Here is a 14,571-nt window from a genome sequence, read left to right on the forward strand (position 1 = left end):
ACAGGTCGTATCGACTTGGTGTTTTTTATTTTGTCTGAGTGCTAATGATAGTGGCTAACTTGATTGTAAAACGCGGGATATAATGATTTCTTACAATTCTCCTATTGTTTTTTCACAATCGATTCTCGTTTTTCTTTCGCTGATTAGAATAAAGGTTAACAAACCTATTGTTCAGAAGGTGCTGCGTGTTATTTCTCCAGCCACTCTGGGTGTGTACATCATTGATAGTTCTTTATTTTATACATACGTTTTGCCAAATTTATTTTCTCCGCTTGCCAATGAATCCGTAATCGTACTAATATCAGTAATTCTTGGTTCGACAGTAGCATTATTCTTATTGTTCTGTGGTTTAGATTTGCTACGTATTTGGCTGTTTAAGCTCTCAGGGGTGGATTCTAGGATAGATGCGATCTGCACTATGTTTCTAAAGATTGCCAAAGCTGTACGATATGACGATGGTGCAAAATAAAATAGTTTCGGTTAGCAGGATTAGACTTACATCGGGATTAGCACGCTTCAACATCTTGTAATATTGCGAGAAGGGTACAGCGGTACAACATTGTTGAGCATATTTTTTCGTACGCCTCAAAACCTGCAAAATTGGGAATAGGAAAGACATTGTAGGCTCTGCTTTTGAGCGCTAGTTTTGCAATTCTCTGCAAGATATAGATTTGTACAAGATGCGGGTGAAACACGCAATTAATTCTAAGAGTAAATTGATGATGTTCTAGGTGTAATTCTTAATATTTTTCAAAGATCTGAATTAGCTGGGATTGATTAGCTTAATTAGCGGGAAATATTTGAACGTCGGATTGTTGTTAATCGATCTATTATTCTGTATGAATCGTTCAGTTATCGTGGTTGGATTATACTCTATTCTGGCCAACAGGTTATGGACTCGTTGCGTAATGGCAAATGAAAATATCAGAAAACTGTGGAATATTCGTTGAAAAATCTTTAAAAATATACTAAACTTATCTAAACATTCCGTGTACATTACACAACGTTCGGGGGAACAATTGTTAATGGAAACTACTAGTTTTGCCTCGCGCCATGAGCAGGTGATTGCGCAGCCGGAGTTACGGTCCCGCACTTACCTGTTCGTGAAGCGCACATTTGATATTGTCGCCAGTTTGACTGGCTTAGTGTTGCTTGCAATTCCGTTTTTGATTATTAGTGTCATCATCAAATTAGACGATCACAAAGGCCCAGTTTTTTATTCACAAGACCGAATTGGCGCTGATGGTCAGCCTTTTCGCATGTGGAAATTCCGTTCGATGGTGGCTGATGCCGATAAGATGGTCGATCAGCTGGTGGCGTCTAACGACGTGACTGGCGCGATGTTCAAGATCAAGGATGATCCGCGGATCACGCGGATCGGTCGGTTTATTCGCAAGTATAGTATTGATGAATTGCCGCAATTATTTAACGTGCTGATCGGTGACATGACCTTGGTTGGGCCGCGTCCGCCATTGCCGCGCGAAGTTGCCGATTATACGGATTACGACAAGCAACGGCTTTCTGTCACCCCAGGAGCGACTGGGTTATGGCAAGTCTCTGGGCGCAGCGATGTTGGGTTTGATGAAATGGTGCGCTTGGATATCGAGTACATCAATCATGCTTGTATCAAAGAAGATCTGAAGATCATCTTGAAGACCTTTGTGATCGTTGTGAAACCTAATGGTGCGTACTAAACTTAGCTGAATGGCAAAACAGCCAGCAGCTTGCTGAACATATTAGCGACGGCCCACGCAAGTCGGTCGCCGCTTTTGCAATTTTACGAGGGAGTTAATTCATGCCAGATCAAAAGCAACCGCAACCACCGATACATCATCATCACCACCATCATCACCATCCCCGCCGCAAGCGCCATCCCATTTTCCGTTGGGTGGTCGGCATCGTGGTGTTATTACTGGTGGCGATCGGCGGCTATGGCTATTACCTCTACGCCAGTGTCCAGCACACGGCGAATAAGACGTATATTCCGTTGAAGAAAGGCAAGACCTCGACTTCTGATCTGAAGTACAAGAAGCCAGTCTCGCTGTTGCTGTTAGGGACGGATACCGGCGACTTAGGGCGGACTGAAGCACGTGGGCGCACCGATACCATGATTGTGATCACGCTGAACCCGCAGATGAAAAAAACCACCATGACCTCGATCCCACGCGACACCATGGCGCAAATGATCGGGGCGGGTAACACCGAGATCCAAAAGATCAACGCCGCTTATAATCTGGGTGGCGCTGAGATGACAGTCGATTCAGTGACCAGCTTGTTGAATGTACCGATCAACTACTATGCCGTCGTCAACATGGGCGGCTTGACGAAGATCGTCGATGCCGTCGGTGGGGTGGATGTCACGCCGACGCTGAGTTTTACCAATAGCGGCTATACTTTCACTAAGGGCAAAGCGATCCACATGAATGGCAAGCAAGCCTTGGCTTATAGCCGGATGCGTTACGAAGATCCGAACAACGACTATGGCCGCCAGCAGCGCCAGCAGCAGATCATTATGTCGATCTTGAAGGCCGCGCCGTCGTTTCAGTCGTTGGCGAACTTCAAGACGCTGTTGAGTTCAGTCGAAGGCAACTTGCGCACCAACCTGACCTTCGATGATATGACCAGCATGTTCTCCAATTATCGCGGCGCCGCTAAAAACGTCAAGCAAGATCATATGCAAGGCGTCGGCGCCAATATCTTGAACGCGTCGTATCAAGTCGTGTCGACCAAGGAGCTGCAGCGCGTCTCCGATGAGATCCGCAGCAACCTTGGCTTACCAAAGGCGACCGTCCACAACGAAGAGACCCGCCAAAACGCCTTGAATCCCAACTTCAGCTGGAGCGGGACGAATGGCAGCGGGTATGTCGTGCATCAGAATCAATAAGGTGAGAAGCGCTGCTTGCGGGCAGCGCTTTTTTAATTTTAGATTTAAGTCTTTCTTGGAAGCGAACGTGCGGTCTGTTATAGTTTTGTTACGGAGTTCCGTGAGGAGGAGGAATGGCAGATGTTATCTGGCATGACAGTTGCAAATGCAGTGATTGAATATCTGGCCACTCAAGACAAACATATCCAAAACTTGTTATTGCAAAAGACTTTATATTATTTGAATGCCGATAAGATGATCGCGACTAACGGGGAAGAGGCTTTGATCGCCGATAATTTCGAGAAGTGGAGCTATGGACCGGTCGATCCTGAGGTGTATCAGACTTATCGTAAATATGGCAGTCAAGCGATTCCAGCACCTGAACCCGAAACAATCGATGATTTTTTGACGTCTGAGGCTAAACTTGATTCTGGTCATTACTACCAAGATAAGATCACTGATTCAGATACTTTAAAACGGATTAGGAAGGTCAGTGAAGCGATCTTTGATCACTACCAGCAGAAGCCTTTTGATCTCGTTCAAAAGACCCATGATGAGCCTGCTTGGAAAGAAGCTGAAAATGAAATCAAATCGGGGCATTTGCACATCAAATATCAAAACAACGAGATCTATCAATTTCTTAAGCAGGAAGGGTTAAAATCGTGGCTGAACCTCGATATTTAAAACAACCATTGTCAGTGGTGGAGCAATTGGTGTCGGAGATTTATCCTAAGTTTTTAGAGACGACCTTGACGAAGAAAGATATCAACTTGTTTATTCGCGCGTTCCAGCTGGATCAGGATATTTCAACTAATGAGATTCCCTATGATGTGATGACTGCCATTATTTTCCAAAGTGATATTAAGTACGATGCTGCACGTGTAAATAATAATATCGATCAAATCGGTCAGTCCTCTACAAAGAATGGTGAGCCGATTGACGAGACTACTAAATCACGCTTCACTCATTATTTGAATAAGATCTCCAACCACACGGTGCTGGCATTTACTCAGAAACGCGAATTTGCCCGTGTCCTTGATCAGGCTCGTCGTGACACAAAACAACTGAGTGAGGATATTGAAGCTCAGAAAGAAGAAGTAAAGGCCCAGAAAACGGAGATCGATGCGCAGAAGAATGAAGTAGAAGTTCAGAAGGCAGAGGTCGAAGCTCAGAGAAAAGAAGTCGCGGCTTTGACTCGACGCACGAAGAGGATTTCGATTGAGTTTACGACCGTGTTGGGGATATTCACGTCAATCGTTTTCGCGTTATTTGGCGGTGTTCAGGTCATTTCTGGTTTGCTTGGAAGGGGTAATGATCTGGCGGCAGAAGATATTGGCAATGCGATTTTTCTTGCGGCAGTGGCAACGACTCTGGTGTATTTATTACTGATTGCCTTATTGAGTGGTATCGGGAAGTTAACGGAAACCCCGTATGAGGTTAGTGGTAAGGTGACCGCAGTTGTCTTCTTAACACTTCTGTTGATAGCCATCGTTGGGGTGTTATATGGTCATCCTACTGCATCTGGGCAACTGCTGTATTTGTTGCAAAGACATTCGGTGATTGTGCCGGCTATCTTAGTCCTCGTCGCGTTAGTGATTATTGTCGTTATTGCAAGCGTGCTGACGGGTCACTGGAAGTCCTTGCGCAATAAGTTCGAACATTTGACATTTCACCATCAAAATCAATCAAAGTAAAAGCGTTGCCCGCCGGCAGCGCTTTTTTGCTCCCCGGTGAAAACTCCCTCAAGATTTCATGAGAATCTGCGCTAAACTGTGGGCAGATTCGACAACGGCTGTTATTATATATAGATACATGCTGCATATCTAATGGACAAAATATAATCATGATGTTATTTATATTAATGCTGGCATGGAATAACTTTCTTTGGGGGAAATGATGGGAATTATAGTTGCAATGAGTACTGTCGGCGTGATCGCGTGGTTGATCATCCAGCAGATCAGTGCCGACAATCAAGCCGAGCGCTTAGCGGTGAAGAAGCGGCGCGAGGCGTTTTGGCAGACGATGCAAGAGAACGAAGCGCGCTGGGGCTATCCGGCCGAATTCATCTGGCAGGTGGTGCAAGTCGCCGCTGATGATCTTGAAAAGCTGGGTTTGACCAGCAGAGAGGAAGATGCCAAGTTGTTGCTGGTGCGCAGCAGTGATGGGACAGTCCATTTTTACGTCGAGTCTGAGACCCCGCAGCCGCAGTATCAGCTGATGGTGATCCAATATCAAGGCCGCTATGAGCATACCACTGCCGGGAAGATCAATGGCCGTACTGGCAGTGCAATGGTGGGGGCGGCGATTGCAGGCAATGTCGGCGCGACGATTGGCAGTGCGCAGGCGCGGGAGTTTGAATCGACGACCACGGATACCGAGATCGCCAGCTATGGCTTGTTAGACTTGACGCCGGTGGCAGGCGGGGCGCCGATCGCCATTAGCGTGTTGATGGATCAAGCGATCTACCAGACCTTGTATAAGGATTATCTGTGGCGGCCAGAAGCACCAGCCGCTACAGCTGAGCTTGATCCTAAGCTGGTAGCGCATTTGCATGCCTTGCATGATCAAGGGCTCTTGAATGATCAGGAGTTTGCCGAGAAACTGCAGGTCGCGGCGGGTTTGCTTCTGTAACAAGTTCGTGTCATTTTGATGCCAACTTAGCGTAATTTCATTTTCCCCGTGAGATTTTGATACAATCGTAGTGATATCATTTTGGGGGAAGTATTATGCCAGAAGAAGCGCATTCTAAGCAACGCCCGCCACGGCATTGGTGGCGGTGGGTCGTGGGCATCATCGTCGTATTGTTACTCGGCATCGGCGGGTATGGGTATTATCTGTATGCCAGCGTTCACAACTCAGTGCAAAAGACTTACACGCCGCTGAAGAAAAAATCCGCGGCAACCAGTGCCAAACTCAAGGCGACCAAGCCTTTGAGCTTGTTGCTGTTGGGGACGGATACCGGCGACCTCGGCCGTACAGAAGCGCGCGGGCGCACCGATACGATCATTTTATTAACGATCAACCCAAAGACTAAAACCACGCGCATGACCTCGATCCCGCGCGACACGATGACGCAAATGATCGGCCAGTCGCAGCTGGATGTGGAGAAGCTCAATACCGCTTATGCCATCGGCGGCGCGGATATGTGTGTCAACACGGTGGCGCGCTTGGTCAACGTGCCGATCAATTATTATGCGGTGGTCAACATGGGCGGCTTGACTAAAGTCGTTGATGACCTGGGCGGCGTGGATGTGACGCCGACGCTGAGTTTTTCTTATTCAGGCTATACCTTCACCAAAGGCAAAAAAGTGCACATGTCCGGCGCCACTGCCTTGGCTTATAGCCGGATGCGCTATGACGATCCGCAAGGCGACTATGGCCGCCAAGCCCGCCAGCGGCAGATCATCATGTCGGTGTTGAAGTCGGCGACCAGCTTGAATTCGCTGACGCACTTCAAGGCGCTGTTGAAGTCAGTGGAAAGCAACTTGCGCACCAACTTGAGTTTCAATGAAATGGTGTCGCTGTTCTCCAATTACCGCGGGGCGATCGGTACCGTCAAGCAAGACCACATCCAAGGCGTCGAAGCCATCATCAACGAAGCTTCCTTCCAAGTTGTTTCGACTAAGGAATTACAGCGCGCGTCAGATGAAATGCGCGCCAGCCTCGACTTGCCGCATGCGGCATTGGATAACTTCGAAACGCAACAAAACGCCCTGAATCCCAGTTTCGACTGGGAGTTAGGCAGCGGCCAGTACATGGTGCAATAAACGTACATACTTCTGGCGCCACCACCCCTGTAAAAGGCGTGGCGGCGCCTTTTTTGCGTGCGCTGAGCATCTTTTTAGGTGATGGGGCACTGGCAGTGTACACTGACAATGTAGGGGAGGCGTGGGCGTAGGAGGAGGAGAAAATGTTAGAAAAGCAGACGATCTATATGCAAGTCGAACATGAATTCACCGGCACGGGGGAGGTTCAAGAAGCATTGATCCTGACGCCGGGGATGGTGCTGATCCCAGAGCCGCACTTGAATTTTTCAGCCGATACGGTTTTTGCGTGGTTATTGCCAGGATACGATTGGGTCGTTGTCCAAGTCGCTGATATGACGCAGTATTGTCAGCGCGTGGCCAAAGAAGCTTTGGCGCCAGAATTGATGGCGCAGACTTGGGAGCTTAAAGACACAATGGATGCCGTCGGGGAAAATAAAGAGCCGCTTGAGCTGCCTGCCAAGGCGGTGGGGCAGGTCAGTGATTTTCCGCAACTGAACCTTACTGAGTTGAGTATTTGGGTCCCAATGGTGTTTGATCAAGCGGGGACGCCGGTGAACGTTGAAGTAGCGATGTTGATCGAACAAGCCCACCCGATCTCGCCGCGGCCGCTGCCTAAGCGCCTGGCGCTGCCAGAACAAGTAGACGACGATCCGGAACACCTTGACTTAGGGATCCAGCAGCCGGCGGTTTATTTGGACACGCCAAGGTATTATGAACTGACCGCAGATCAACCGATGATGACATTGTCGCATCCCAAGCAGGTGTTGACGGTGTCCGCGCATACGAAGGTGACCCTGCTGACGTCGCAGCCGCCGCGTGACGCCTATCCGGTGCGCGGATATTGGGTGTTTGCGGCGATGTGGCAGACGGCGTTATTCGTGCCGGAAGCAGCGTTGGTGATGCATGCCAAGCCGCTTTCAGCCAAACAATACCGTGCGCTGCCAGACGCGATCCCGCAATATTGGCAAATTGTGCGGCCATATCAATGGGCGAAACCTCATTTGCAGGCGCCTACGGATAATGTGCTGCCGATCAGCGCCATTTTGGCTTTGCAGCTGTCCCCAGGCCAAACAGATTATGCGGTGACCAAAGCAAAGTGGGATCGGATCACGGAATGGATCGATGTGGATGTCGCTGAATTGACCACTCACGCCCAGCCGATCACAGCGCTCACTTATCAGCGCGTGTTGCATCAAAAACTCTTGCGGCATATCAATCTCTTCCACCCGGATCCGCATGTGTTGATCGCGAGAATCAATGATCTGGCTGAACAAAGCGTGGCGGAGACGATCGACTTGCCTAATGAATGGCTGCCGGTGGCCGAAGCCGCAGCGCTAAAACCGGGTTTTTATGCGGTGACGATGGGGAACACGGGGGCGCCAGGCTTGTTGAATGTGCGGCGGGCGGTGGGTGACAATATCCATGAATGGCGCATGCAGCCACAGGCGGCGCCGTTGCGTTTGTTGTTGATGCCAGGAGATCAAGTGCAAGGGGTGGATATCGCGCAGCTGCACTTAGAGCCGCTGCAGCCAAGCGGCATGTTGATCGGCCGCGGCAACTATATCGTCGGCCGCGATTTTCCTCCTGGCCGTTATCACCTCAACGGGGATGGTCAAGGTGATTGGGCGATCAGCGTCTATGATGACGCCACCAGCTATGCCCAAGCGCTGAGAATGCCGTCTGCAGCTGCCATTAATGCGGTCAATCCGCGCGCCCAGCAAATGCTAGGCCAAGCCTTTAACTTCGAGCAATTTGCGAACGCACCAGTCGAGTTCCACCTCGGCGAGGTCCTGACGGCAGATTACATGCAGTTAATGGGAGGCAGCAATGATCTACAACTGAAACTTGAACTGATCGTGGATTGATCAGACCACAAAAGGCGGATGCTTCAGCACCCGCCTTTTGTGTGGTTTGATCGCTTAGTCAGCGAAGAATTGCTGCAAGTAATACGCGACGCCATCATGTTGAACATCACGCGTCGCATATGCGGTCGCGGCGCGCACATGGGCGTTGGCATTGCCCATGGCGACCCCATAATGCACGGTGGTAAGCATCTCCAAATCATTATCGCTATCGCCAAAAGCCAGCGTGTGTGCCAGCGGGATCTCAAGTTGGGCACACACTTGCTTGATGGCCGCGGCTTTGTTGATGCCGTGCTTGGTGAGCTCGATGTTGTGCGCGCCGGAACTGGAAAGATCTAAGTCGGGGATGGCTTGCAGCTGTGCTTGAGCAGCCGCTAACACCGTCGGCTCGTCGCTGACGGTCAAGCCATTGGTGATCGCCCCGGCGTAGCGCAATAACTGTGCTTCTTGCGTGATCACGACCGTTTCTGCGCCTTCTCGACTGGCGATGCGATTCATGGTGTCTAACCCCACCTGGTCATCAGGCGGCCCAAGATACACCACCCGATCGGTCGTAAACAAGTGCGTGCGCACCGGCAAGCGCTGACTAACGGCATATATGCCGCGCAAGGCTGCAGCCGACAAGCTGACATGCGCCACTTGGCCGGCGATCATGGTCACTGATCCATTAGACCCGATCACATCCACCCCTGGCCCGATCCTCGCCGCCATCCGCCGCGCAGAAAACAGCGCCCGCCCAGTGGCAATGAAGAAGTGGTGCCCCGCTTGGCGATACTTGGCGATCGCCGCCAAAGTTGCAGGGGTGGGTTGTTGGGTGTGGTTGACCAAAGTGCCGTCGATGTCTAGGAAGATCGCGTATGTGGGCATGTTGGGGGAGCTCCTTTGTTGGGGTATATAGGTTAGTTTAAGCGGTTTCAGGGGTGAGGGCAAGGCAGGGAGGAAACTTCTTGGCGGGATAATTTGGCGGCGCTGATTTCAAATCACATGAAATATGCCAATACGGAGTCATTTAAGTTTGATTTCTGCCAATAGGGATGATATCGGCTTATAATGACCTTTGTCTATAGGTATACCAATCCGTTGAATAAGGATGATGGCGATGGACAGAATCAGTTGGCGACTCATTTTTGTTCGGATATACATAACATCAATGAATTAGCGAACAAAATGTCTTGAAAGCGTTGACACGTGATCTCACAGGTGATACTTTCTACTTGTAGCATGGTTCACGAACAAGATTCGTATATACGTAATAAAGGCCTGCCTATCCCGGGAATAGCGGACCATTGCGGAAATATCATAAAATCCATGCTGTAAATAAATGAGCAATAATTATGTTTCGCGCAATGAATGATTGCGAGGACCCTGTTGGGAGGAGAGTTTATGGCAGAAATCATTGTGCCTGTGGTCACCGTGTTTGATAAAGATGAAAAGCCTGATTATGAAGGAAACCAACACGTCATTGATTATCTAATTCGCAATGGCGTGGATGGGATCTTGGTATTGGGCTCTGCCGGTGAGTTTTCAAATTTGACCTTGAAGGAAAAAATTGAATTCTTTGATTTTTATTCTGAATATGTCGACGGGAGAGTGAAACTCCTGGCCGGAACTGGTTGTGTCAGTTATGCCGAAACCAAGCAGTTGACCCAAGCGGCATTGGACATGGGTTATGAAGCTGCGGTCGTCATTGAACCTTATTATTTCGCGATTTCTCAAGTTGAAGTCGAAAAATTTTATGATCGCTTGGCGGATGAGATCAATGGCAATATCTATATTTATAACTTCCCGGCAAGAAGCGGTGTCTCGATCGATCCAGCGACTGTCAATACCCTGATGAAAAAGCATGCAAATATTACTGGGCTGAAAGATTCTGTGACCACACCAGGGCATACCAATATGATCTTACAGGCGATCGCCCCGGTTCAGCAGAAAATCTATTCTGGGTTTGATGATCAATTCCTGGCCAACATTGCCAGCGGCGGTCAAGGATGCATTGGTGCCTTAGCCAATGTCGTGCCAGATATTTGGCACGCGTTAGTCGTTGCGAATAATCAAGGCAATTATCAAAGAACCATGCAATTGTTTGGGCTGATCGAGCGGTTGATGCCGATCTATGATGTTTGCACCAATCCAGCGGTGATTTTAAAACGCTTGATGAAACATCGTGGCGTTGCCATTTCTGCTCAAGGGCTTTTCCCATTTACCGCTGTTGATGAAGGCCAATATTTACAGGCTGAGAAGTTATTAGATGAAGTTGTCGATGAGTTTTTGAAACCCAGTGTCGTGGTCTCAAAACGCAAAATAGGATGAATTGAATCAATGATTAGCTGATGCAATGATGTGAATTCATTTGAGGGTGGAAAAATGAAAATATTAGCTACTGTGAAAAAAATACCTGGTGGGACAATGGTTGTTCCCTTGCTGTTAGGGGCATTTATGAACACGTTTTTCCCGAGTATTTTGAAGCTTGGCGGGTTTACCACTGCAGTTTTCTCTAGTGCAGGGGCCAATACCTTAGTCGGGATCTCGTTGGTGTTCATTGGCAGTCAGTTAAGAATCAGAGAAGCACCAGAAGCCTTAAAGCGGGGCTCCGTATTACTGTTAGCTAAGTTTATTGCTGGCGGTGGTTTTGGGTTCTTGGTTTCCAAGATTTTTGGCCCAGCCGGGTTCATGGGGCTTTCCGTTTTAGCCGTAACGAGTTGTATCGCCAGTGGTAATGGTGGTTTGTATACTGCGCTGGTTACCGACTATGGCGATGCCACCGATGTGGCTGCGTTAAGTATCTTAAATATTAAAGATGGTCCTTTCCTAACAATGTTAGCATTAGGGGCGACGGGCTTGGCGCATATTCCGTTTATGTCTTTGGTCGCCGCGGTTGGTCCACTGATCGTTGGGATCATCATGGGGAACATCGATAAAGACATCAAAGAATTCTTGCAGCCTGGGATCGCGATCATTATTCCGTGCTTCGCCTTTGCATTAGGCGCCGGGATCAACTTCAAGAATATCCTTTCTGCAGGGTTGAGCGGTATTTTCCTTGGCTTCTTATGTGTCTTGATCAGTGGTTTTGTCTGCATCCTCTTCGATCGCTTCATCAACCGGCGTCCTGGTTATGCCGGCGCAGCGACTTCTGCGGCTTCTGGTAACTCTGTGGCCACGCCTGCTGCGGTTGCACTGATCGATAAAGCATGGCACCCATATGTCGCCGCAGCGACGGCGCAAGTTGCGGCAGCGGTGGTGGTTACCGCGATCTTGGTACCATTTGTCACCGCCTTCATTGCCAAGAAGTTTGGTAGTGAAAAGGATAAGCCTAAAACGAGCGATAAGCAGATAAACGGTAAAAGCAAGCCTTCCTTGGTCAAAAAGGAGACAGCACAGCCAACCTTAACACACGTCAATAATTAGTCCTGCTTGATTCTATAGAATGTGAGGAAATTGATTATGAGTATGAATATGTATCATATTTTAAACCCAAAGGATTCTGTTGCAGTTGCATTGCGTGACCTTCATAAAGGCGATCAGTTTGATACTCCGAAAGGCAAAGTCGTCTTAAAAGATGATATTCAACGCGGCCACAAATTTGCCTTGCAGGATATTCCTGAAGGCACAGATGTGATTAAGTATGGGTTCAAGATCGGCCATGCTGTCAAAGATATTGCCAAAGGCGAATGGGTGCATACCCACAACACGAAGACCAATCTTTCAGGGACTTTGGACTATACTTACGACCCAGTGCCTGATGAAAATGATGCCCCTAAGGATTCGCGGACATTCATGGGCTATAAGCGTGCCAATGGTAAAGTGGGGATCCGCAATGATCTGTATTTGATCCCCATGGTTGGTTGTGTGAATGCGCTGTTGGATATCGTGGTGCAACAATTCAAAGCCTTGCATCCAGATAATGGCTCGTTTGATAATATTATGACGTTGAAGCATCCATATGGCTGTAACCAATTAGGCGGGGATTTTGAAAATACCCGTAATATGTTGATCGACGCGACCTTGCATCCAAATGCTGGCGGGGTTTTGTTATTCGGCTTGGGCTGTGAAACCAATCAAATGGATGAATACCTTGAAGCCTTGGAGAAGGCTAATGGCGGGCCGATCGATAATACTCGGATCAAGCACTTAGTCTCGCAAAAAGTTGATGATGAATATGACACTGCGTTGAACATGTTGGAAGAGCTCAATGATGCCGCAGCTAATGACGTGCGGACACCGCAACCATTGAGTGAATTGCGCATCGGTTTGAAATGCGGCGGCTCTGATGGCTTGTCTGGGATCACTGCGAACCCATTGCTTGGGCACGTCACAGATTTTGTTACCGCGCAAGGCGGTTCTGCTGTACTGACTGAAGTACCAGAAATGTTTGGTGCTGAAACGATCTTGATGTCGCGGGCAAAAGACAAGGCGACATTCAATGAAATTGTTTCCTTGATCAATGATTTCAAAGACTACTTTATCGAAAATAAGCAGCCGGTTTACGAAAACCCGGCACCAGGCAACTATCAAGGCGGGATCACCACCCTTGAAGATAAGTCTTTAGGTTGCACGCAAAAGGCCGGTCGTTCTCAAGTGACCGATGTGCTGCGTTACGCTGAACGTATCAAGTCGCCAGGCTTATCCTTGCTGGAAGCGCCAGGTAACGACCCTGTGTGCGTCTCTGCTGAAGCGGCTGCCGGCTGCCAGATGATCTTATTCACCACCGGCCGCGGGAACCCATTCTCTTCGTTTGTGCCGACCATCAAAGTATCTTCGAACACGCCGTTAGCTGAAAAGAAGCCGCGGTGGATCGATTTTGATGCGGGACAGTTGCTGCAAAAGCCAATGGCCGAGTTGTCTGAACAGTTCATTGATAAAGTCTTAGATGTAGCTAGTGGGACTAAGACGAACAATGAAAAGTACAACATTCACGGGTTCACGATGTTTAAGACCGGTGTCACGGTTTAATTTGACACTTGCAAAAGCCACCGGATCGGCTGATTCGGTGGCTTTTTAGATACAGTCAAGTCATATTATGCTATAATCGAATTGCGTTCGGATATACGTTATGGGTTGGAGGGATGATGATGGAATTACATAAACCGACATTACGGGTCTTGAGAATATTAGCATTGGTGGATGCAGGCGCGAAGTCTGGGTTAACGCTAACTGACATCTCCAGCGCGATTGCGGTGCCAAAGGGAACTTTGTCGCCGATCTTACGCACGCTGGCAGAGTTGCGATACCTTCATTTTAACAACGATAATGGTCGGTACACGATCGGCTTCAAATCCTTCGAGTTGGGCTTAGAATATGGGAGCAATACGGATCTATTGGCTATGGTTCAGCAGCGCATGATGGAACTGGTCAACACCGTGGGTGAGATCTGCCAGCTGGGGATTCTTTCTGGGCTGGATGTTTTTTACCTCTTAAAGGAAAATCCGGATAATGCGATCTCGATCCGCAGCAGTGTGGGTGCGCGCATTCCCGCTTATGCCACTGGGTTAGGGAAGGCTTTGTTGGCAGGCAAAACCAATGATGAGATCCGCAGTCTTTACAAAGGCTATCCATTTAAGCCATATACGGCCAACACGATCACCAATGTTGACGCGTTGATCAAACAAGTCGCTCAGGTGCGAGAGTCAGGAATGGCACACGAAGAGGAAGAATCAAAGGACGAAATATGCTGCCAAGCAGTTCCCTTGGTCGTTGATGACCAAATCAAAGCGGCAATCAGTGTCACAGTGCCTAAGTTCCGCTATACTGCTGAAAAGCGGGAATTGATCACATCGGAATTACAACGGCAAAAGCAGATCATTGAAGATGTCTGCAAGGTGCAAGGGTATCATTTTGATTATTGATGGGTGAAGCACCAAGTTGTTGGTATTGACAGTGAATAATTTGTCCGACAAAGTAAGTACCTAATACAACTTAAATATATTGGTATATCAATGTGCTAGTAGCTGCTGATAAGTAGGCGCTAGCTTTTTTTGTTGCGATTTAATTCTTCATCGCCAAATCGCAAATTGCAAGAACAAGTTAGCCACCCCATGGCACGACACCGTGAGATGAACTGTTATCTTTGATGAGTTGAGTT

General features: G+C 48.5%; 13 protein-coding genes. 12 read left to right on the forward strand and 1 reads right to left on the reverse strand.

What is annotated here, in order from left to right:
- Window positions 1–82: 82 nt before the first annotated feature.
- The 8 genes from EKM91_RS13990 (at window position 83) to EKM91_RS13015 (ending at window position 8,495) form a co-directional block, all read left to right on the forward strand.
- Window positions 83–469 (forward strand): hypothetical protein, encoded by a 387-nt coding sequence (locus tag EKM91_RS13990; RefSeq protein ID WP_164508599.1) that lies wholly within the window; start codon window positions 83–85, stop codon window positions 467–469.
- A gap of 556 nt (window positions 470–1,025) precedes the next feature.
- Window positions 1,026–1,694: a sugar transferase gene (locus EKM91_RS12985; protein ID WP_125754328.1), complete on the forward strand. Its 669-nt coding sequence runs from the start codon at window positions 1,026–1,028 to the stop codon at window positions 1,692–1,694.
- A gap of 101 nt (window positions 1,695–1,795) precedes the next feature.
- A complete protein-coding gene (locus EKM91_RS12990; RefSeq protein ID WP_125754329.1) occupies window positions 1,796–2,884 on the forward strand; it encodes an LCP family glycopolymer transferase in 1,089 nt (362 codons plus the stop codon).
- A gap of 132 nt (window positions 2,885–3,016) precedes the next feature.
- Window positions 3,017–3,547 carry a Panacea domain-containing protein gene (locus EKM91_RS12995; protein ID WP_164508600.1) on the forward strand — a complete coding sequence of 177 codons (531 nt, stop codon included), beginning with the start codon at window positions 3,017–3,019 and terminating at the stop codon, window positions 3,545–3,547.
- Entirely contained in the window at window positions 3,526–4,557 is a 1,032-nt protein-coding gene (locus EKM91_RS13000; RefSeq protein ID WP_125754331.1) for a hypothetical protein, read from the forward strand. The genes EKM91_RS12995 and EKM91_RS13000 overlap by 22 nt, the downstream gene beginning before the upstream one ends.
- Before the next feature lie 202 nt (window positions 4,558–4,759).
- A complete protein-coding gene (locus EKM91_RS13005) occupies window positions 4,760–5,494 on the forward strand; it encodes a hypothetical protein (RefSeq protein ID WP_125754332.1) in 735 nt (244 codons plus the stop codon).
- A 95-nt stretch (window positions 5,495–5,589) separates the two neighbouring features.
- Window positions 5,590–6,630, forward strand: coding sequence for an LCP family glycopolymer transferase (locus EKM91_RS13010; RefSeq protein ID WP_125754333.1), 1,041 nt, complete (start codon window positions 5,590–5,592; stop codon window positions 6,628–6,630).
- Window positions 6,631–6,773: 143 nt separating this feature from the next.
- Complete coding sequence (locus tag EKM91_RS13015; protein ID WP_125754334.1) at window positions 6,774–8,495, forward strand: hypothetical protein; 1,722 nt, start codon at window positions 6,774–6,776, stop codon at window positions 8,493–8,495.
- Window positions 8,496–8,549: 54 nt separating this feature from the next.
- Here the strand turns inward: EKM91_RS13015 and EKM91_RS13020 are convergent, their stop codons facing one another.
- A complete protein-coding gene (locus EKM91_RS13020; RefSeq protein WP_125754335.1) occupies window positions 8,550–9,359 on the reverse strand; it encodes a Cof-type HAD-IIB family hydrolase in 810 nt (269 codons plus the stop codon).
- Window positions 9,360–9,875: 516 nt separating this feature from the next.
- On the opposite strand from EKM91_RS13020, the gene EKM91_RS13025 reads away from it, so the two are divergent.
- The 4 genes from EKM91_RS13025 to EKM91_RS13040 all read left to right on the forward strand — a co-directional run bounded on the left by EKM91_RS13025 (window position 9,876) and on the right by EKM91_RS13040 (window position 14,335).
- A complete protein-coding gene (locus EKM91_RS13025; protein WP_125754336.1) occupies window positions 9,876–10,802 on the forward strand; it encodes a dihydrodipicolinate synthase family protein in 927 nt (308 codons plus the stop codon).
- A 54-nt stretch (window positions 10,803–10,856) separates the two neighbouring features.
- Complete coding sequence (locus tag EKM91_RS13030) at window positions 10,857–11,897, forward strand: 2-keto-3-deoxygluconate permease (RefSeq protein ID WP_125754337.1); 1,041 nt, start codon at window positions 10,857–10,859, stop codon at window positions 11,895–11,897.
- A 48-nt stretch (window positions 11,898–11,945) separates the two neighbouring features.
- A complete protein-coding gene (locus tag EKM91_RS13035) occupies window positions 11,946–13,442 on the forward strand; it encodes a UxaA family hydrolase (protein ID WP_225419534.1) in 1,497 nt (498 codons plus the stop codon).
- Window positions 13,443–13,561: 119 nt separating this feature from the next.
- Complete coding sequence (locus EKM91_RS13040; protein ID WP_164508601.1) at window positions 13,562–14,335, forward strand: IclR family transcriptional regulator; 774 nt, start codon at window positions 13,562–13,564, stop codon at window positions 14,333–14,335.
- Window positions 14,336–14,571: the final 236 nt, after the last annotated feature.

It is taken from the genome of Lacticaseibacillus baoqingensis (assembly GCF_003946165.1).
Taxonomy (GTDB): domain Bacteria; phylum Bacillota; class Bacilli; order Lactobacillales; family Lactobacillaceae; genus Lacticaseibacillus; species Lacticaseibacillus baoqingensis.